The sequence below is a fragment of the Desulfitobacterium sp. PCE1 genome (assembly GCF_000384015.1).
GTDB classification, from domain to species: domain Bacteria; phylum Bacillota; class Desulfitobacteriia; order Desulfitobacteriales; family Desulfitobacteriaceae; genus Desulfitobacterium; species Desulfitobacterium dehalogenans.
In genome coordinates this window covers 2,467,592-2,487,692 of the sequence record NZ_KB913023.1, presented here as the reverse complement: position 1 = coordinate 2,487,692, position 20,101 = coordinate 2,467,592, and the positions used below count along the sequence as shown (strand labels likewise).

Here is a 20,101-nt window from a genome sequence, read left to right as displayed (position 1 = left end):
TTTATCAGCCACATGGAACCAACAAATTATCTATAAGCCAACAACCAATTTCTTTGTAGGTCAACCAATTTCTTGTTCGCTAACACCTTTACATCACTTGTTTGGTCAGGTATGTGGAGGTGTATTTTTTTGAGATTGTCCAATTTTGACTTTAAAATCGAAGAGTTTATTTTGTACTGCACAAGCCGCAATTTGTCTAAGCGAACTATCCAATCATACGAATCCTCATTAAAACTATTTGGTCAATATTTATCGAAGGAATTTAAAATTGATGATATTCAAAATGTTACCAAAAGCCATATCCGACATTATGTAAAACACCTTCAGGAACGAGGAAAGTACACCTGTTCAGAAGAGGGCGTTAATAATAATCCATTGGCTCGCACTGATAGAGGTAAACCTATTAGCGTTAACACTATTAACAACTATGTTAGAAATATTAAGGTGTTTTTTAATTGGCTCAAAGATGAGGAGGATATTGAGAAAAACCCTATGGAAAAAATTAGATTGCTTAAGGGGCATGAGCGTATAAAGCCAAAATTAACACAAGAAGAGATAAGTGCTATTTTGAATTCCTTCGATAAAACCCGCTTTGATGGCTACAGGAGTTACCTTATTACCTTATTTATCCTTGACACTGGGGTGAGAATATCGGAGTGCGTAGAGATTAAAATGGATGATCTCAACTTAAGCAATCAAGCGTGTGTATTACGCTACACTAAAAACAAAAAAGAACGTATCGTCTTTTTTTCATCAAAACTGAAAAGGGAATTAAAGAACTGGATTAAATTTAAAGACCGCTATATGTCGAATGAACTTTTATTCCCATCTAGGCGAGGTAATCTATTGTTAATTACTGGTTACGAAAGAGTTTTGAGGAGAATTGGTGGAAAACTTGAGATAGATTTATATCCACATAGGTTAAGGGCAACCTTTGCTCAATATTATCTGCTCAACGGGGGAGATTTAATTTCCTTAGGTAGGTTACTAGGGCATAGTAGTCCAGAGGTTACAAAAATATATCTGCAATTAGACGAACAAAGCATTGCTGAACAGTATCGAAAGTTTAGCCCTGTAGATCATTTGAAACTAAAATGACTATAAAATAAAAAGAAAGAAATGCCTATTCATTGAGTGGGCATTTCTTTCTTTTTATTTTATGAGGTTAAGCCGTTAAAATCGCTCAAATTAGACACTCAAGACATGGGACAAGGAATTCCTATCTGATACCAGCCTAAGCCACTCAGGAGGTCATTTAAACGTGTCTGGTGTTAATATTTAATAGGTGGGGTAGCAAAGCACGACATAACGGTCAAAGGATTACTACCGCTAACCTGGGATTTAGTCTACTGAACTTCATCATTTTACACAGGATAATATTAGGCACACATTCGACAGGTTTCAACAAAGTATATTGGTAAATGGTGGTATACTTTAAGAAGTATGCATTAGATGCATATTATACTCCCATATCCTTAAAAACCTTAGATACACTAACCCCCAAGGCCGAACAGATTTTATAAATATTTTCCAATGATACGTTCCGATCTCCGCGCTCAACATCAGAAATATATGTTCGATGCAATTCGCACAATTCAGCGAGTTTTTCTTGCGATAAATTGCGCTTCAAGCGATATTCTCTTACGGTTTTACCAAATAATATCTTAATATCCATGATTCCATAGTAGATAGCTGCATACTATGAGTCTACAGATTATAAGTGACATTCGTCTGTTTATATGGTAAAATATTCTTGTTTGTACCATGACAATCACGGAGGATATGGCATTATGATAATTAATCATAATTTACAGTCGCTTAATGCAAACAATAGCTTAAAGAAAAATACCCTGAACACCTCAAAATCTTTGGAAAAGCTTTCTTCAGGGTTGCGTATTAATCGCGCAAGTGATGATAGTGCAGGTCTGGCTATCTCTGAGAAAATGCGTGCTCAAATTAGAGGATTAAGCCAAGCGGTACGAAATATACAGGACGGAATATCCCTTATTCAAACGGCAGAAGGGGGAATAAGCCAAATAATAACCCCACCTCTTCAAAGGATGAGAGAATTGGCTATTCAGGCTGCAAATGGAACACTTACAGATAGTGATAGAAAGAAATTGCAGGATGAAGTCAATCAATTGAAATCAGGTATTAATAATATAGCTCAAAATACGGAATTTAATGGGATTAAGTTGTTGATAGATGAATCGTTGAATACAAATCAAAAAAACTTAATGTCATTTCCAAATAATATCGAATTCACTATTAGAGATTCGAGTATTACAAATCATTTACTCAATGTTGCTTGGAACGGCCATCAGTATGTAGCTGTGGCTAGAGAGGATGGTGTGGTAGTGTCCAATGATGGAATTAACTGGACACAAGTGGATTTAGAAAAAATAAAAGTGGCATTTGGCGTGACAGTTGTTGGGGATAAATTTTATGTTGTCGGAACTAATGCTGGCATTGAAGTATCTACAGACGGAATTAATTGGGAAAGTATACATGCTGGTAATGAAAATATATATCATCAATTTAATTCAATAGCTAGTGATGGAAATAATAAATTTATAGCTGTAGGATTTCTTAGTACTTATTATACATCAAATGATGGAGTAAATTGGGTGGAACACCCATTAAGCAATGGATGGAATTTTGGTGATGTGGTATGGGCAGAAGATAAATTTGTTGCTACTGGTGGGGATGGATTTTCTTCAGAACAAATCGCTTGGACAGATGATTTGGGATTAACATGGCACAACATCACCCTTCCTGAATTAAAACCATCAAAAATCACATATGGAAATGGAGTAATAATAGCTACGGGACAAGATGGTAAAATAGCTTATTCAAGTGATGGGGATAACTGGACAACAGTACAAACCCCTGCAACTAAACCGTTAAATGATATAATATGGGATGGAGAACGTTTTTTAGCTTGTGGTTGGGATGGAAGTTTTGTTTATTCTGAGGACGGGAAGAACTGGACGAATATTGAAAGTGTACTACCCACCAACAAGCAATTACAGGGCATTGTTTTTTCCGGTGATAATAAATATATACTTGTTGGTGAAGATGGATTAATTATAGAGGGAGTCATAGTGCATTTAGAGAATCAACAAAAAAACCTCAAACTCCAAACTGGAGCCAACTCCGGTAATAGTATGGACATTATTTTACAAGACTTACGCACTAGCTCACTAGGTATTGATGATTTAAGCATTCTCACTCAAAAAGATGCAGATGATGCCATTAAAACTATTGATTCAGCAATAGCTAAAGCGTCTTCCTATCGTTCAAGCATGGGAGCTTATCAAAATGCATTAGAACACTTAGCTAGTAACGTAAGTAACGCAGAATTAAACCTTTCATCTGCTGAATCTCGTATCCGTGATGTAGATATGGCAAAAGAAATAATGAACTTTCAGAAGAACAACATTCTATCCCAAGCGGCTCAAGCTATGTTGGCCCAAGCTAATCAAGTTCAAGGGGCTATTTTGCAACTTTTAAAATAATGATAAAAAATAAGGGAGGAAGTGATGTTTGTGAAAAAAACATTCTTTATTTCTATTTTTTTAGTTCTTATATTTCCCATCCTTTTATTAGGATGTTCTGATGAGTTGGCTGAAAAGAAATCAATTGCTTGGGTGGCCGCTGAGCAAGAAGTAAAAAGTAATTTAAAGTCTCCATCTACTGCTAAATTTCAAAGATATAGTGATGAATATGTTGCAGAAACAGATGATGAAAACATATTTATGGTTAAAGGATATGTGGATTCTCAAAATGGATTCGGAGCAATGATAAGAAGTGATTATATTGTAAAAGTTGAGATAATTAATTTAGAAACAGGGAGATATAAGATTAAAGAGATTGCTATAAAGTAATTTTATATTAGAGATTTACCATAAACTTAAATTAGCCTCCGGACGTGTAGGAATCCTGCCGTTGTTTTACAACTTTTAAAACAATGATACATACAAGAAATTTAGCCCTTATAACAATCGCTTATAGCAAGGTAAGGGTTTTACCTTACGCTAGATTCTAATTCAATACAGGCTATTTTAAATTGATTAAGTGAGGGTTTTTGAGTCATCTTAAAGGTGAATTATTTCAGGAGGAAAAAACAGATGGAGAATGAAGCCCTAAAGGACATTTTGGCCGAATTGAAAGACTTTAAAGAATCTGCTGCTAGAGAACTAAAAGAGATTAAGAAATCCATTAAAAATATGGAAACCTCTATCGAAAATATGGAAGCTGATGTCTCAGAGATTAAGATTATTTTAAAAATAGAATAATCTATCTTGCGGAAAGATATAGACCAGCATTGAAAAAATTGGCTGAAGAGAATCAAGGAAAGAGAACAGATTTAACTTCTGGCAGAAATTTTCAAGAAGTTAAACTCATCCACACCCGTGATGGACTAGCCAAAATCGCAGGTGTAAGCCATGATGCATATGGGAAAGGGAGGGTGCAAAGATTTTTGTACCCCTAAGTTTAGATTTTAATTCGAGTCCCTAAAATGGGGACTCATTTTTTGCGTTTTACACCATTATACCCAGAGATTTACATTTGCTTCAATGAGTGTCAGAATCACTGTTTTGGGATTCTATTTTTTTATATTCTTTCAGATACTCTTCAACAAAATCACTTATTTCATTAAATAATAGTTGCTTTGAACTGAGATCTAATTTTTTCATTTCATAAAATGGTAATCGGATAATACCTAGCATAAAGCCAAAATCAAAATCCCTTAGATTTTTCAAAAAGCTATGTAAACTGGAATATGTATAATCTTGTTGACCTTGGTACACGACAATAAAGCCTTCAATTATCTTATCGAGAATCTTTTTGAAGTCTTCCTCCATTATGGCGCTATCGTAAATGTTATATTCAAGAGAATTGGGGCGAGCTTCTTTGAGTGAACTATGTAAAGGTGTCTTTTTGAAATCCGATTTGACGCTATTACTAATTAACTCTTCAAGATAATCACTTAATTGTTGTTGATCTATTTTTAATATATATTGAAAAATCGCTTTTAAATCTTCGTAATCTATAGTCTTAATGTTTCCATTTTCGATATGTGATATATAACTCTCAGATTTTCCTATTTCCTTTCCAAGTTTTGTTCCAATAATTTTATTTTTTTTTCTCTCATTTTTAATGACATTTCTTATATGATCAGTGATTGCAAGTTCATTCATAAAGATCACTCCTAATATTATCTATACTATAGTATAAATAATATAGTCAAAAACGTCAAACAAATTAAAATCAGAAATATAGTATAACGTACTATTTTTGCGATATTTATGATTGACATGAGTTTGGGACAATGTTACTATTATGACATAGTACATCTCAATCAATTATGGGGAGCATTCCTGTAGTAGTCAAAAATGATCTTTGTCAAAAAGAAGACCTCACGTTACAATTTGAAAGGACTGTTGGCCAACAGAATCCAATCAAAATAACGGAGGTCATCCCAAATGAATTTTACACAAAACGAGAAGCTAAAGCAACTATCTGAAAGAAGTATTGTGATCGGAGTGGACATCGCCAGCGAGCTTCATTATGCCAGGGCATTTGACTGGCGAGGAGTCGAGCTGGGCAAGGTATTCAAGTTTGAAAACAACGCTGAAGGATTCAAGGATTTCCATGCATGGATTGAACGTTTAAAAAGGCAAGCACAAAAGGAATGCATAGTGGTAGGCGCAGAACCAACCGGTCATTACTGGTTTAGCCTGGCATCTTACCTAAAAGAGCAAAGTATTAAGCTGGTCCTCGTCAACCCGTTCCATGTAAAGCGTAGTAAGGAGCTTGATGACAACCACCCCAGCAAAACGGATGCTAAGGATCCCAAGACCATCGCTAAGCTGGTCATCGAGGGCAGATACAATGAGCCCTATATCCCGGAAGGAATCTATGCAGAACTGCGAATAGCAATGGCCTGTAGGATGCGCATCCAAAAGGAAATGAACAGTATAAAAAATCGTGTTCAACGGTGGCTGAAAATCTACTTTCCCGAGCATGAAACGGTGTTTGGAAAGTTTGATGCCACGAGTAGCATGCTGGTATTGCAAGTTGCCCCGCTACCTAGGGATGTTGAAAGACTTGGAGCAGAAGGAATCAACCGAATTTGGAGAGACAACAAATTGAGAGCAGTCGGAATGAAAAGGGCTAAGAGCCTGTATGAAGCTGCTCAGAAGAGCATTGGTTGCACCGAAGGAGAGTCTTGTTCCCGAATGGAAATCCAGCTATTACTGCAAGACTATCATACTAAAACAGCACAATATGAGGCAGTCACTGAAACCATCGATGGGTTGTGCCGTCAGATACCCGAAGTAGCCAAGTTGCTTGAAATTAAAGGTGTTGGCCTCGTTACCGTGGCAGGTTTTCTCTCCGAAGTGGGAGATATTAGACGCTTTAATTCTCCAAAGCAAATTCAAAAGCTAGCGGGCCTAGCCTTGCGAGAAAGTAGCTCGGGCAAGCACAAGGGACAGACCACCATCAGTAAGCGAGGTCGAGCGCGGTTGAGGGCGATTCTATTTCAAGCAGTGATGCCGCTAGTCGCCAAAAACGCAGAGTTTGCAGAGATACACACCTACTATACGACAAGGCCCAAGAATCCACTGAAGAAGAAGCAATCGTTAATAGCCTTAAGCTGTAAACTGATTCGGGTGTTCTATGCCCTATTAACAAAGGGTATAGACTATGACCCGAAAAAGCTGATTCAAGATATTCATCGTCCAGTTGAGTATTCAGCAGCGTAACAGAATAGCAGCGAAATCACAAAAACAAACGGTCTGTGAGTAAGCGTCACCGCAGAAGTGAACAATCCAGGTAGCCTAGCAGACAAAAGAGCTGGTAGTCAGTCGGATAAATCACCATTAGAGCAAAGACTCGGTTGAGGAGCATAACTGACACCCAATCATGGATAGGTGGAACGAAGGAATTTAGGGCGGATTTATCATCTTGACCCTGTTAGACATGGGAGGTTTACCACCGTGAGAATAATGGGTTTACAACGGCCAACATATGCTAAAAAAGCAGACGTTTGCTTTGCTATACCCAAATTCTCTGAATTAGGCATTCTATGCGAATTCTATCCGTGGTGAGCTAGTTTGTTTGGTAAGGAATTCTATGAAAAAGCGAGATATTCAAAGAAAATCAAAAGATATTATAGGGAGGAAAATTAAATGAATATCCAAGAACTAAACCATTTAAAAGATGGAAGGGAGTATGCAATATGAAAGAATGGGTAATCAAAGACAATCACGGACACTACGTTCACAAAGAAAGTTTCTGTACAGTAAGGGAAGGTGTATTCGGGTATACCTCCTATCATGTTATTGCGAACGGTGTATATATGAGATGTATAACGAAACAGAAAGCTTTAGATATTGTTGCAAAGCTTAATGAAGATAAAATGAAATATGGATTTCCAGAGTTAAAGTTTCATATTGAGGGGAAGATGAGAAATGAGCTAATTAAAGAAATGGTTAGTTTTAAAGGTGAGAGACGGATTGATGCAGAAAGGGCGTGTGCGGTGTAATGGCCGCTAAAGTCATTCAGTTTCCAATGAATGATAAGATAAAAGATTGGCTGATTGAAGAGGAATATCGAATTTTTTGGGAAGCTGATGATCCTTACAATAATTACGAGGAAGAAGAGGAAAATTATAACTAAATATGTCCCTCACCTGACGAGTGCTGAGAGGGAAATCAGCCAAATCAAGTTTTGACCACCTTAAAACGGTTTGAAATGTCTTGGCGGGATTTTCCTTATGGCGATATTTAAACCGCTTAAAATGTGCTTGTAAATCGTTTTAAGTGTCAATATGATGAATCACTTTCGTTGATAATAAAGATACGTCAAATCTGGGGCAGGGTAGTAATCATGTTAATAGACCAAATTTGACAACAAAAAACCCTGCTTGTAATTTTAAGCAGGGGCAATAAGTCAAAACTCTTGACAAACTAAAATTCGATGATAAAATACAAATACGCAACCCTTTTTGGCTTGCACATAAATACAACATTATATCATCTTTAACAAATTATAAGGGATTTTATATGTGCTGTCAACACATGATTTTTATTTTATTTTTATTCGGCAAGGTTAAAGCATTGAAAAATCTAAAAGGAGGGAGAATTGGCTTAGTGACTGTTGTTTTTGATTGTGATTATGGATAGTGTGTGGGCTAGCCTGCGACCTAAATTAAACTTAGGTCGTTAGGTCTAAGGCTCACGAATATAGAAATAAAAACAAAAAAGAAAGAGGTAAAAAGATGATGAACCAATGTGATAAATATAGATTGCTAATGAGCGTTACAGAAAAGGGAAATAATGAAAAGATTGTTACGCAAGATACTTTTAATTCTGTCGAAGATGCCTATAATGCTGTTAAAAACATTTTAATTGATCTTAAAGACATACATCGGAATTTAATCCATGAAAATATTCAGCTATTTGATGAAGCCATAGAGCAAGAAGATGGTATTAAATATATCGGCGAACTTAAAGGAAGATTCAGGGGTGGGAAATTCTATATCAGAATTATTACAACTGAGGGAGAACCAGGAGATATTTTAGAAGCAGAAGAAATTCAGGGTTATTTTTATGAATTGTCCATTAATAACCTTGGTGAATTTAAGTTTTTGTTCAAAAAGAATGTTTTAGAAGAAACTGCGGAAGAAAATTATCTGATGGAGGTTTTTTGGAATCCTGAAGATTATGGAGTTACTGATTTTATCGTTGGTCAATATGTCGATGATATTGAATTGACAATGGAAAAAGTTAAAAGCAATATGGATTATTACATTGACGGTGCCAGAGTAGCGTGTTTGTGTCGGATAGAATCTGGTCATGATGATGAGGGTGTTTATGAGAGTATTTTGAATGAGTTCTTTGATGAAAAATATGAACAAGAGGAAGAGGTTAGCGATTGTTGTGTATGCAATAATTATGATTCAGATAAAGATGTATGCAAATTGGGTATTATATTGGAAGAGGATCAAGAGGTAGAAGAGTGTGAACGATTCGATTTTTATTTAAAGCTAACCTTGTCCAAAAAGGGACAGCTCAAAGAGGAAATCAAAGAGATCATTGATGGTATTGAGGACGATAATGACCTGGAAACAATCTGGAAATTTATTCAAGAAAATTTTGAAATCGTGATGACTCAAGAAGACAGAAAAGCATTTGAAAGAGGCGAGGAGGAAATCAAAAAGGGAGAATAGAGATTTATTTGAGGTTATAAAAGGCATCAGAATACCTATACCCCGTATATTGGACACTGATTATTAAGAAGAAAGAGTGGGATAAATTGTATGAAAACAATTATTGAAAAAATGACCTATCTTAGCGAGGTCAACGAGGAACTTAACAATAAGTTTAGAAATTTGGATGATAAAATTGAATGGAAAGATATCAAGGGAAATAACCAACTTAAACACTTAAAAGAAGATGGTTGTGAACTCCAAAACGCTCTTATATCTATTTATAACCTTATGGTAGCTCAGCAAACTAAAATTAACAGGCTGGAACATGATTTCCAGATTATGTTCCAACGAATAAATAACCCAAATGAAGAGTTTAGTGATGAAGAGATTTTTGTTTCGTGATGTGCTTTTTGCCCATCCAGAACTTGCGGAGCCAGTTATTAAAAAAATGGCTGGCTCCCCCTCAAATTTGCCGGGCAGACTGGTTAAGCATAAGTAATTGAACTGAATAAAAAACCTTACATTGAAGCGGTTAAGCTGCCATGAGGTCTTTGATAAAAATGGCAGCTTTAAAATTTCGATATTGTTTATAAGGGGGAAAGAATTATAGGATGATTGATCAAAGTAACACATACATCTTGTCAATTGATGGTAAAGACATCATAAATTCTAATTCGACTTATGAAATTAAACCAAAGAAAAAGTATAAGGCTACTCTTGATTTTAGTTCAGATGTAATCCAATTGGATAAAGTAGCCCAGGTGGTATATAAAACCAAAAAGGACAAGAATATTTTTTGTCTAGGTTATCTAGGGGATGATAGTAAGCAATATACTAATTCAATCGTTAACCTTACATTCAAATATGCCGTGAAAGAGTATTATAGAAGAGATGTTGACAAAGAAAAAATATACATTAAATATGGTAAGGGTATCGGAGACTTGAAAGCCTTAGAATTTGAAAATGGATTGTGCAGAGTAGAATCCGAGATAATCGCCATTAAAGTAGATGAATTATTTGAAATTGTTAAAAGTGAATTTATGGATTTATTAATAGATGAGTTAATAGAATTACCAAAAGGCTTTAGCTTTGAAGCAAATGAAAATGATAACACTATTAAATTTACTGTGGATGAAAATGAAATTGTTACGGTTAAATCAAGAGCAAAAATAAGGCAGGATTTATACAAAAATGGGTTTACTCTTAAAGATGTAAAAGGCAAAGAATTTAAAATGGTCAGATCCAAGCGATCATCTGGCAGCAGTAGAGATGGTAACTGTTTATTTATTAATGAAGAGCTTTATAAAGATATGATGAAATGGTCAATGATGGGATTGGAGTATTCAGAATGTGACGAGGTAGACCTTGCTGCCTTGGAGGCATATATTAGCCTTACATGTTCGTCTATCATTGATACTATTGATCTTAATCCTGAAAGTATTTTGCTTATTGATGATTATAAGAGCATATTCAAAAACAAGGCCATGGTGACCAGTATTAAAAAAGTGGATGAAGCAGATAGACTATTCACCGGAGTAAAAGATGAATTTGAAATCACTAATAGTATCTGGGATGGTCAAAGTTTGCTTGAATCTAGTATTTTTGGGAAGTATCCAAATAGATCAATGCTCCTTCTTCGCAATAGATTTTTTAAATCGGCTTGTTTTAACACAAATATCCAAAAGTTTTTTGCAGATAACGGAATAACTGATCTATCACAACTTAACGGGAAAACGATGGCTAAAGACATTAGAGATATTAAGATGATCACTACACCATCAAGCATCAAATATCTTAAGTTTGGATCATGGGAAGATTTTATATCTGAATGCTCTAGCTCCTGGGGAATAGTTAAACATGAGAAGCCAACTAAATTTTTTGGAGGCAATTTAGTCCAAACTCACTATCAATTATTGAACAGCATGATGATGAACAAAACAGGCGTGAAAGAGTTATTGCAACCATCCTTTGATTACCTTAATGCACTTAAAAACGATATCAGAGTTTTTAGAAACCATCTTGGAATTAAAATCAAAGATGATATAGAAGCCGGTGAAATCAATAGCTCTGATGACTTAATGTTTACCATGTTACAGCTCAACAATAAATTTGAGCGTACGGACTTATTTTTTAATTTTAGAGCAGATTTGATCGAAAACTATATTGACAATATAAAAAAGGGACATATTCTTGTTCCTGGTAACTACAGCGTGCTGTTCGGCAATCCTTTAGAGATGCTTAAGGCAACAATCAAGGACCAGGATCATCCGATGGCATTCAAGGGCTTAAGTGTATTAGGCGTTGATGAAATCCATTGTAAAAACTTTAAATACAATCAAAAGCTATTAGGGTGCAGGTCACCACATATTTCAATGGGAAACCTGTGGCTTGCTAATAATGTAGAGTGTAAGATTCTAGATAAATATTTCAATTTGAGCAAGGAAATCGTTTGTATCAATAGCATAGGTAATAACTGCTTAGAACGTCTATCTGGGGCCGATTTTGATTCGGACAGTTTGATTTTGACGGATTCAAAATTACTCATTGATATCACAGAGCTGAATTATAATAATTTCCTTGTTCCAACGGGCAATGTTAAAGCAGAAACAACTAAACGGTTAAATAACGCCAAACAAAAAGCAGAGTTAGATGAAAAAATCCATGAAAGTTCCAGCGAAATTGGCGAGATCGTGAATGTTAGCCAAATATTGAACAGTAAACTGTGGGATATGGTTAATAAAGGGAAAGCGGTTGACAGTAAAGAGGTGCAAGACCTATATACAGCTATCAGTCAACTAAGTGTAATGTCGAATTTATCCATAGACTCTGCGAAAAAGGAGCTAACCATTGATTTAAAACGTGAATTGCAATTAATTAAAGAGCTGAATATAGAAAGGGACTCAAAGACCAAAAAACTAACCAGGCCGTTGTTTTTCGGGATTGTAGGCAAAGGGGAAAACTATTGCTTTAAAAAACATTTTACAACAATGGATTTTTTGCAGGAAATCATAGAAGAAGAAACAAAAGATATCAGGGCAAAACGTAGGCAGGGAGAGGATAAAGACATTGTTACCATTGCGGAAATATTATGTGAAGAAAAAACAATCAAGATGGCTGATGCCGATAGAAACCAGATAAATATACTAATTAAAGATTGTAACCAACTTAAAGCGGCAGAAGCAAAAATCTGGAATGATGAGGAATTATCTAGAGAAGAAAAGTACACCAAAACTAACAGCCTAAAAAATGACTACATAGCAAAGGTAGCAAAACGAAGGATTAAGCCGGCCACAATTAAAACAGTTCTTCACCGAATTGATGAAGAACAAAAGAAGATCAGAGCAAATAAAAATAGCGATATAAAACAAGAAGTTAATACAGCATTGACAGGTATTGCTAGAAAGTTGATAAGTATTTTATATAAATCCCATAAAGACTCATTTGTTGAGTTATTTCAAGAATCAAAGGAAAAAGTTGATACAATTAAAAGGGTGAATAAGGTGAAGGAAGAGGATGAAATTCTTAAATTGTATGGAATAAATCATGTTTTAATAAATAATAATTAAGATTTACACACTTTGGTTTGTTAAATGTAATTAAAATTAAACAAAATCAAGGATTTTAGAAAATTGAGATAGTCCCCTATAGGGAAGAGAGAAGTTTAATAGCACTCTGTCATTAGAGTGCTATTATTAACTGATAAAATCAATGATTATCCTGGTATAGAGTAAAGAAAAAGATAAGTTTACCCAAAATAAATGAAAGGAGTGATGAAGTAATGAATAAACAAGAAGAAATAAGAGAACGGCTTGAGCGTTATATTCGAGATTTGGGCGTGTCACAAAAATTTATTTGCAATCAATTGAACATGCATCAACCTGTTTTGAGTAGCTACAAGCGGGGAAAAATTGACCTATCCCTCGATCAACTTTCTGCTCTTGAACGTTATTTGAATGAAAGAGATCCGAAATGGATTCAAAACTAAAATGAGATAAAAGGAGTCGGACAAAATGCAATACGCAAACACGGATGATGGGAAGTTGATCTTCTCGCCTATGGTAGCGAAGTTTCTACTATCTAGGAACTTCCAGATTATAGATCTCAAATCGGATCGCAATGATAGAAATAGAACTATTTTTGTCTTTAAAAAAGATGATGGAATAATGGACGCGATCCACGATTACTCACGATCAAAGAGAACAGAAAGGGGTACACATGGCGAAGAGGGAGTTAACAGTCGAGAAAGCTAGAAAGGCTGAGTTAGAAAGTAAATTCTTTAGTGAAGATGCTAATGGTAATGAAGTATTCGATGTTGAAAAATCAACGAGATACACATTGGATATATATGATATTGTTCATAACCCTAAGCAAGGTTATTTTCTTTTTAATGAGAAGTACTGGAAAAAAGTAGATGATAACTATTTGGCGCAATTGATATCTAAAGAAATGGACTTAATTTCAAAACCGTACTATACAGATCAGATTCTAAAACAAATAAGTCATAAACAATATATTAAGCTTGAGGAAATTAATAGTGATAGAAAAAGCATAGTATTACAAAATGGGACGCTCAATATTTCAGATTGGAAGAATCCAGTATTCTATGAGAATGAGTTTTTTAGAGAAGATTTTTGTACAATCTATCTTGATTATCCATATGATGTTAATGCTAATTGTCCCAATTTCAGCAAGTATTTATCCTCTACTTTTGAAAGTAATCCAGAAAATATAAAAACTGTTCAAGAAATGTTTGGTTATTGCTTAACGCCAAGTACAATGCATGAAAAGATATTCTTGCTCTATGGGGAAGGTGGCAGCGGAAAATCAGTTTTGATTGATACTTTAAAAACATTGGTTACTGATGCTAACTATGCCAGTGTACCTATGTCTTTGCTGGATAAATCCTTTCTTAGGGCTGGCCTTAAGGATAAGATATTAAATTTTTCAACTGAAGAATGTTCGCGATTGGTTAAAGATACTGCCATTACTTGGCTTAAAGCCATTTCCAGCGGTGATCCGATTGAAGCACAGTTTAAAAATAAAGATACGTTTAATTTTAAGCCGTTCTGTAAACTGGTTTTTGCTATGAATGACTTGCCACAGATTGAGAATTTTGATGATGCTCTACACAGGCGATTTGTCATTATTCAATTCAATAAAAAATTTCGTGGTGATGAGATTGATTTAGATCTTAAAGAAGGTAAGCTTCATAATGAAATGGCTGGTATCCTCCAATTTGCTATCAAAGGTTTGATGAGATTAGCAGAGCAAAGAGATTTTACATATTCGCAAGAATCAAAAGATATGTTAAATCAATATCGATTTGATAGTAATAATGCGGAAAGATTTGCCCATTATTATTTAGATGTCGCTAAAAGCTCTGAATCTTATTTGAAAGTTAATGATGTATACGAAAAGTATATTGAATTTTGCAAAGAAAATACTGAGCAGAATATGAAGAATGCTGAATTCAAGAAGATTATTAAACGAAAGTTTAATTTACCGCAAGCCAGAAAACAAAAGAAAATTAAAGGGAATCCAGAAGAGGTCTATGAAGGACTTGAATATAAAAAAGGTTTATCCCTGGTGGGGTAACATTATTTTAGCCTGGTAACAGTCCTTTGTTACCGCTATAACCCTTTAATTGCAATGGTTTTAGAAGAAAGTAACAAAGTAACAAGGTAACATAAATATTTAATGAGAAAAAATAGATAGGTATATTTTATGGAGTTGAAAATTTTTTGTTACCCTGTTACTGAGCTAAAAATAAGCCTAAAACCCTTTGATACCAACACTTTCAGAGGTAACATATTATTTTGTTACCTTTTTAGTTTTTGTTACCTGAATATAAGAACAAAGAAATCTATCGCATAGGGGGTTTGGGGGGAAATGCGAAACGCAATTTTACGGGGTAGCCCGTAGAGGAAGCAAAATGCGCTTTCCCCCCAACAATGATTATATTAGTTGTAAATTAGCAATTGCTAAGCTCAAGCTTCCTCCCGTCGCTTTCGCTAAGCAATTGACTGAATTTACAACTCCTGTCCGGCGACCGTCGCCGGACAGATATATATTTTTTGTTTTTCTGAATTGTTTTATCTACCAACTAAATTTTGGTTAATTGTCCCTTCTGTACAGGGATATTAACATAGACACTATATTTTTTATATTAATGGCAGCCGTTTAGCCTTTCGTGACGTCAGGTCGTTAGCAGCCTCCAAAGTAATTGCAAAAAGGCTAGTGCCGGGTGAGTATATTCCTGGCTGAGGGGGTGCGTCAAATTTGGGGCATCCCCAATATTATTTTTTTAAATTTATAAGATGAAAAGAAGGGATTGATTTATAAATGGATATTGCGGAGAGTTATAAAATATTTGGTGAAATCCTTACGGAAAAGTATGGAGAAGAATTTGATTACCAAAACATGACAATTAATGAGAGAAAACTATTCAAGGAATTTTTATTGGAATACCGTTCATTTTGTACACAAGTGGGCCAGGAGATCGATCAGGCCATCGAGGTAATTGATCAAGGGGTCAAAGAGATCGATGTTTGGAACGCCTGGGATCAAAGTGTGATAGTTACAGAGAATTAAGAGAACTACGAGAAAAAAGAGAGGCTGAAGTTAAAAGTGGAACAGATATCTAAATCAGAGATGGAGCTATTGATTGGAAGAGGTATTTTGAAATGTGTTAAGGGTAAGTACCCAGGACTTATCACCGGCAGCTCGCAAAAGTCTGGCAGAGCAAAAAAGCGGTGGGTGGAGGAACCTATATATCAGCAATTGTTAAGGATACAGGCAAAATTAAAATAAGAGGTTGAAGGAGAATTTATGATGAGTGAAAATAGGAATATTATTGGAAATGAAGTTGCAGAGCCTAAGCAGCAAAAGAAAAGGCAAAGTGCAGAGGATAAATTAAAGGCGTTACTGGATGAACACTATTTGAGGATTGAGAAAATGGTTAATGAAAAATTAGATGCCAAACTTGAACACATGCAATACAGGATCTATAAGAGCTTTATGATCGAATTGAATAGGGCGATACTGAGGAGGTAAAGGATTTGGAAAAAATAACAAAGTTAGATATGAGTGAAGAGGAATTTGTTTACCAAAGTGGAGACAGCAATTTTTGCGCTTACTTATTTTACCTTGGTTTTGAAGCTGAGGTAAAAGCTGTTGAAGTCGAGAATAGGGAGAAACCCAAGGTATTATTTCTATTTAGAGGGGAATCCAAGAGGCCGTTTATTGATGCCTACAATAATTATAGGTATTACGAGGTAAAAGTTAATTTAGGTAAATATGCTTTTTACAAAGAAGAGGCGTATAAGATGGTTAAGGAGGCATTGAGGGATTATTATAGTAGTAAAAATTAAAGGGTGTCACAAAAAAGAGCAGCCCTTACGACTGCTTAAAGAGATCAGCTGAAGTTAGTTTTTGATAAGTCTTTCTTTTAGACGTTCTTGTAATTCTTGAGAGAAGTTTATTCCAGCTTCATCGCCTAAGACCTTGAGATACTTCGGAACAGAGACGTTAATACGCATCGTTGTCATATCATTGGCTTTGCGGTACTTGTCAAAATCAATATCCACCCAGGTTACTATCTCGTTAGGTTCGTGAACCGGTTCGGATGTGGATGGCTCGGGGATATCCCGTCCATCATCTTGTTCTGTTATTCCCCACAGACCGATTGCATCGCGGGCCATATAGATAGCTTCAGCAATATCGGACCCTTGAGTATTTATATCTAAGTCAGGAACAGTTACAACGTATCCACTATTTGTAGGAGTTAGGATAATGGGATAAGCTTTGATCAATTTAAGCACTCCTTTTTATTTTTATTAGGGACGAGGTTTTATTTCAAACCTCGTCGTTTGATGATTTTCTTTACCAGTATGTCATTGATTTCATTTTGTCTTGAGATTGGTTCATTGTGGATTCCGTTGGTGTAGATTGTGTGATCATGACCTTCTCGCTTGAACCACCAGCCATTCTTTTCAAAGAGCTTGATCAAATCGTTGCGCTTCATCTCTTCACCTCTCAATTATATTATACACACTTGGTGTGTATAAGTCAAGGAGAAAATGAGTATTTACTTAGAAAGGATTGTTATGTCATTAAAAAAATTATGTGGAAGAAGTGGCTGTAGTCAGATTGTTGATTACAGCCTTACATATTGTGATAGGCACCAAGCGGATTATGATGAGAGACAAAAGCAAAGGCATAAGGAATTTAAGGCCGGTAGGAATGACAAGAAGGAGCAAGCTTTTTATTGTTCTGATGCATGGATTAAAACAAGAGACTATGTAAAGACAAAATATAATGGATTGTGTTTATGGAGCTATTATGTTGATAAGCAAATTGTCTTTTGTGACGTGGTTCATCATATTGTGGAGTTAAAAGAAGATTGGGAGAAAAGATTAGAGGTGGATAACCTTATACCTTTGAGTGAATCTGTTCACCTGGAGATACATGTGATGATGAAGGAAAAAGGGAAAAAAGAAAAAGTTCAAATGATGTTGAGGAAATTGAAAGAGAAATGGAAAAGGGAGTTTTTGGATGTCGGGAAATGATTCCATGTAATTTTTGGGGTAGGGGGTAGGTCGAAAAACTCCAACAAAGCCTTGAAAGTCGCTGGTTGCCCTCTCGCTTAAAATAAACTCCCAAATGAGGTCTTTTTAAAAAATAGAAAGGAAAGGTGGATTAATGGCAAGAGCAGCTAAGCCAATTGAGTTACAGACTAAGCATTTAACAAAAGAAGAAATTGCAAAGCGTAAAGATGCAGAACAAAAATTAAAAGGTGATGATGCCTTGGTCTATAAGCCGCCGAAGCATCTAAAACCTGAAGAAAAGAAAATCTACAGATTTCTGGTAAAGGAATTACAAGCAAGTGGAATCTTGTGCAATTTAGATATTATGATTTTAGAACAGACCGTTGATTCAGTCTGCCGATTGAAAGAGTGTAAAGCGCTGATTGATCAATATGGCATACTTCTAAAAAAAGGAAATGATGAGTTTGCAAAAAACCCTGCTTGCACGGCCTACAAGGACTATAATTCGATTTTTAATAAATGTTGTATGGAGTTGGGCCTTTCTCCTTCAGCAAGGGCAAAGTTAGCACAGGTTAATATTAACGCTAAAGAAACTGAGGAAGATCCTTTATTGAAGGCTCTAAGAGGTGATTAGGATTGCTCTTAGATAAAGCCTTACAATATGCTCAAGATGTTATTAAAGGCGAGGAAATAACAACTACAGAAGTAAAGACTCAATGTCAAATCTTTTTGGACGATTACTTTAGTAATCAATACCAAGAAGATTTTTTATTTTACTTCGATTCTTCAGAAATAGAAAAGATAGAGAAGATATTAAATCTGCTCAATTATGCAACAGGCATTGATGTTGTAGGTCAACCGGTACTCAATCATTTATTTAATTTCCAAGCCTTTTTTTTTACTAATATCTTTGGTTGGCGATTTAAAAACGATGTAAAAAAATACCGTTATAGAGATGTCACTTTATTTATCCCTAGGAAAAATGCCAAGACATGGATGGCTGGAGTTATTTTAATTATCCTTTTGCTTACGGAGGATGATTATAGCGAACTCTATAGCATTTGCCTGGATAGAGACTTGGCGGCAGAAGTCAAAAAAGCAATGACACAAATTATTAATGCAAGTCCGGCAATTCGTAAGCATTTTAAAGTATCTACAACTTTAATCGGTAAGATCATTTGCAAGTTGACTCATAGCTTTTATCAGGCTAGGACGGCTGAAGCCAATAAAAACAACTCCATACGTCCATCAGCGTATATCGCCGATGAGATTGGAGCGTTTAAGGATTATAAAAACATAAACGCCATGAAGTCAGGCCAGCTATCTGTTAAAAATCCTTTAAGATTTAAACTGACAACGGCCTACGCAGAGTCTCAATCAATCATGATCGAGGAACTGGAGTATATCCGCAAGGTGTTTAATGGGGTAGTGGTTGATGATCGTATGTTTGCCCTACTTTATTATGCAGAAGATGAACACAAATGGGACGATATAGGGCTAAAGCAAGCAAATCCTTTGAGGGTGGAAGAAAATTACCAAGAAATTAAAGATAATCGCAAAAGTGCCTTAGAGAAGCCTTCAGAGCAGACGGAATTTTTGACCAAACATCTAAATATATTTGTCCATAATGATAGCGAAGAAAAATACTTAGAATACGATTTGTGGAAAAAGTGTCAAACAGACAAGATTGATCTACAAGGTAAAGAAGTAGTGGTTGGAGTCGATCTTGCCCTTACAACGGATCTAACAGCAGTAAGTATTATGTACTTAGAGGATGGCAAATTTTATTTGAAGAGTAAAGGTTTTTTACCGGAAGAGTCTCTAAAAAAACGAAGGGAAAAGCTTGATTATAGAGCGTTTGAGAGACAAGGGCACTGTAAGATTACAAAGGGTCATATCGTGAGCTACAATGCCGTCGAGGACTATATCAGGTCGATTGAAGAAGTTTATAACTGTAAAATTAAGTGCATCGTCAGTGATCCATTTAATGCTCTGCAAATGATGGAGAATCTTGGTGAAGATTATGATGTGATACTTATCAAACAAACATATACAAGCCTGTCTCCGTCCATTAAATCCTTTCGGGATGAAGTTTATTTGAACAATGTTTTTTATGAAAAGAACCCTTTACTTGATTGGTGTGTTGCTAATGCGGTGACGGTTAAAGGGAAAGTAACGGAAGATATTTTATTAGCGAAGGAAAATAAAAATAAACAAAGGATCGATTTACTAGTTGCCAGTATTTTTGCTTATAGCCAATTGTATTTGGATAAAAGCGAGATAAAGATTGAGATCACCGAAGAATATTTAAAATCCCTTGGGTGGTCATAGG

General features: G+C 35.4%; 23 protein-coding genes. 19 read left to right on the top strand and 4 right to left on the bottom strand.

The genetic code is table 11. The features are described from left to right. Nucleotides 1-129: 129 nt before the first annotated feature. On the top strand, nucleotides 130-1,098 hold the full coding sequence (locus DESPCE1_RS0112365) for a tyrosine-type recombinase/integrase (RefSeq protein ID WP_019850657.1): 969 nt from the start codon (nucleotides 130-132) through the stop codon (nucleotides 1,096-1,098). 361 nt (nucleotides 1,099-1,459) lie between these two features. On the opposite strand, the gene DESPCE1_RS22615 is transcribed toward DESPCE1_RS0112365, so the two are convergent. Next, nucleotides 1,460-1,675: a helix-turn-helix domain-containing protein gene (locus DESPCE1_RS22615; RefSeq protein ID WP_172637617.1), complete on the bottom strand. Its 216-nt coding sequence runs from the start codon at nucleotides 1,673-1,675 to the stop codon at nucleotides 1,460-1,462. Between the two features lie 115 nt (nucleotides 1,676-1,790). Between DESPCE1_RS22615 and DESPCE1_RS24095 the strand changes: the two genes are divergently transcribed. The 3 genes from DESPCE1_RS24095 (at nucleotide 1,791) to DESPCE1_RS23015 (ending at nucleotide 4,298) form a co-directional block, all read left to right on the top strand. Beyond that, nucleotides 1,791-3,518 (top strand): flagellin, encoded by a 1,728-nt coding sequence (locus tag DESPCE1_RS24095; RefSeq protein WP_019850656.1) that lies wholly within the window; start codon nucleotides 1,791-1,793, stop codon nucleotides 3,516-3,518. 24 nt (nucleotides 3,519-3,542) lie between these two features. Further along, the gene (locus tag DESPCE1_RS22105; protein ID WP_019850655.1) at nucleotides 3,543-3,887 is read left to right on the top strand and encodes a hypothetical protein; all 345 of its coding nucleotides are present in this window, start codon (nucleotides 3,543-3,545) and stop codon (nucleotides 3,885-3,887) included. Nucleotides 3,888-4,130: 243 nt separating this feature from the next. Beyond that, nucleotides 4,131-4,298 carry a hypothetical protein gene (locus tag DESPCE1_RS23015; protein ID WP_019850654.1) on the top strand — a complete coding sequence of 56 codons (168 nt, stop codon included), beginning with the start codon at nucleotides 4,131-4,133 and terminating at the stop codon, nucleotides 4,296-4,298. A 279-nt stretch (nucleotides 4,299-4,577) separates the two neighbouring features. On the opposite strand, the gene DESPCE1_RS0112340 is transcribed toward DESPCE1_RS23015, so the two are convergent. Next, nucleotides 4,578-5,204, bottom strand: a complete 627-nt coding sequence (locus DESPCE1_RS0112340) for a helix-turn-helix transcriptional regulator (RefSeq protein ID WP_019850653.1) — start codon at nucleotides 5,202-5,204, stop codon at nucleotides 4,578-4,580. A 285-nt stretch (nucleotides 5,205-5,489) separates the two neighbouring features. Here DESPCE1_RS0112340 and DESPCE1_RS0112335 point away from each other — a divergent pair, with 285 nt between their 5' ends. The 12 genes from DESPCE1_RS0112335 (at nucleotide 5,490) to DESPCE1_RS0112275 (ending at nucleotide 16,593) form a co-directional block, all read left to right on the top strand. Beyond that, nucleotides 5,490-6,773 (top strand): IS110 family transposase, encoded by a 1,284-nt coding sequence (locus DESPCE1_RS0112335; protein ID WP_019849557.1) that lies wholly within the window; start codon nucleotides 5,490-5,492, stop codon nucleotides 6,771-6,773. Nucleotides 6,774-7,249: 476 nt separating this feature from the next. After that, nucleotides 7,250-7,555, top strand: a complete 306-nt coding sequence (locus DESPCE1_RS0112330; RefSeq protein WP_019850652.1) for a hypothetical protein — start codon at nucleotides 7,250-7,252, stop codon at nucleotides 7,553-7,555. Next, nucleotides 7,555-7,689, top strand: coding sequence for a hypothetical protein (locus DESPCE1_RS24035; RefSeq protein WP_019850651.1), 135 nt, complete (start codon nucleotides 7,555-7,557; stop codon nucleotides 7,687-7,689). The genes DESPCE1_RS0112330 and DESPCE1_RS24035 overlap by 1 nt, the downstream gene beginning before the upstream one ends. 601 nt (nucleotides 7,690-8,290) lie before the next feature. Then, entirely contained in the window at nucleotides 8,291-9,241 is a 951-nt protein-coding gene (locus DESPCE1_RS0112320) for a hypothetical protein (RefSeq protein WP_019850650.1), read from the top strand. A 90-nt stretch (nucleotides 9,242-9,331) separates the two neighbouring features. Further along, entirely contained in the window at nucleotides 9,332-9,625 is a 294-nt protein-coding gene (locus DESPCE1_RS0112315) for a hypothetical protein (protein ID WP_019850649.1), read from the top strand. Between the two features lie 209 nt (nucleotides 9,626-9,834). Then, entirely contained in the window at nucleotides 9,835-12,789 is a 2,955-nt protein-coding gene (locus DESPCE1_RS0112310; RefSeq protein WP_019850648.1) for a hypothetical protein, read from the top strand. Between the two features lie 212 nt (nucleotides 12,790-13,001). Beyond that, nucleotides 13,002-13,208, top strand: a complete 207-nt coding sequence (locus tag DESPCE1_RS0112305) for a helix-turn-helix transcriptional regulator (RefSeq protein WP_019850647.1) — start codon at nucleotides 13,002-13,004, stop codon at nucleotides 13,206-13,208. A gap of 25 nt (nucleotides 13,209-13,233) precedes the next feature. After that, nucleotides 13,234-13,473, top strand: a complete 240-nt coding sequence (locus DESPCE1_RS24190) for a DUF5659 domain-containing protein (RefSeq protein ID WP_019850646.1) — start codon at nucleotides 13,234-13,236, stop codon at nucleotides 13,471-13,473. Next, a complete protein-coding gene (locus DESPCE1_RS0112295; RefSeq protein WP_019850645.1) occupies nucleotides 13,439-14,818 on the top strand; it encodes a phage/plasmid primase, P4 family in 1,380 nt (459 codons plus the stop codon). The genes DESPCE1_RS24190 and DESPCE1_RS0112295 overlap by 35 nt, the downstream gene beginning before the upstream one ends. 747 nt (nucleotides 14,819-15,565) lie before the next feature. Further along, the gene (locus DESPCE1_RS0112290; RefSeq protein ID WP_019850644.1) at nucleotides 15,566-15,814 is read left to right on the top strand and encodes a hypothetical protein; all 249 of its coding nucleotides are present in this window, start codon (nucleotides 15,566-15,568) and stop codon (nucleotides 15,812-15,814) included. Nucleotides 15,815-16,051: 237 nt separating this feature from the next. Then, nucleotides 16,052-16,276, top strand: coding sequence for a hypothetical protein (locus DESPCE1_RS0112280; RefSeq protein WP_242835393.1), 225 nt, complete (start codon nucleotides 16,052-16,054; stop codon nucleotides 16,274-16,276). A gap of 5 nt (nucleotides 16,277-16,281) precedes the next feature. Further along, on the top strand, nucleotides 16,282-16,593 hold the full coding sequence (locus DESPCE1_RS0112275) for a hypothetical protein (RefSeq protein ID WP_019850641.1): 312 nt from the start codon (nucleotides 16,282-16,284) through the stop codon (nucleotides 16,591-16,593). Between the two features lie 54 nt (nucleotides 16,594-16,647). Here DESPCE1_RS0112275 and DESPCE1_RS0112270 read toward each other — a convergent pair whose 3' ends face one another. Together DESPCE1_RS0112270 and DESPCE1_RS21390 are read right to left on the bottom strand one after the other, a co-directional pair. Beyond that, entirely contained in the window at nucleotides 16,648-17,043 is a 396-nt protein-coding gene (locus DESPCE1_RS0112270) for a type II toxin-antitoxin system HicB family antitoxin (RefSeq protein ID WP_242835392.1), read from the bottom strand. Nucleotides 17,044-17,072: 29 nt separating this feature from the next. Next, entirely contained in the window at nucleotides 17,073-17,246 is a 174-nt protein-coding gene (locus tag DESPCE1_RS21390) for a type II toxin-antitoxin system HicA family toxin (RefSeq protein ID WP_019850639.1), read from the bottom strand. Nucleotides 17,247-17,301: 55 nt separating this feature from the next. On the opposite strand from DESPCE1_RS21390, the gene DESPCE1_RS0112260 reads away from it, so the two are divergent. From DESPCE1_RS0112260 to DESPCE1_RS0112250, 3 genes are all read left to right on the top strand, one after another. Beyond that, nucleotides 17,302-17,790 (top strand): hypothetical protein, encoded by a 489-nt coding sequence (locus tag DESPCE1_RS0112260; RefSeq protein ID WP_019850638.1) that lies wholly within the window; start codon nucleotides 17,302-17,304, stop codon nucleotides 17,788-17,790. Nucleotides 17,791-17,923: 133 nt separating this feature from the next. Next, complete coding sequence (locus DESPCE1_RS0112255; RefSeq protein ID WP_019850637.1) at nucleotides 17,924-18,403, top strand: phage terminase small subunit P27 family; 480 nt, start codon at nucleotides 17,924-17,926, stop codon at nucleotides 18,401-18,403. A 2-nt stretch (nucleotides 18,404-18,405) separates the two neighbouring features. Beyond that, complete coding sequence (locus tag DESPCE1_RS0112250) at nucleotides 18,406-20,100, top strand: terminase large subunit (protein WP_019850636.1); 1,695 nt, start codon at nucleotides 18,406-18,408, stop codon at nucleotides 20,098-20,100. Nucleotide 20,101: the final 1 nt, after the last annotated feature.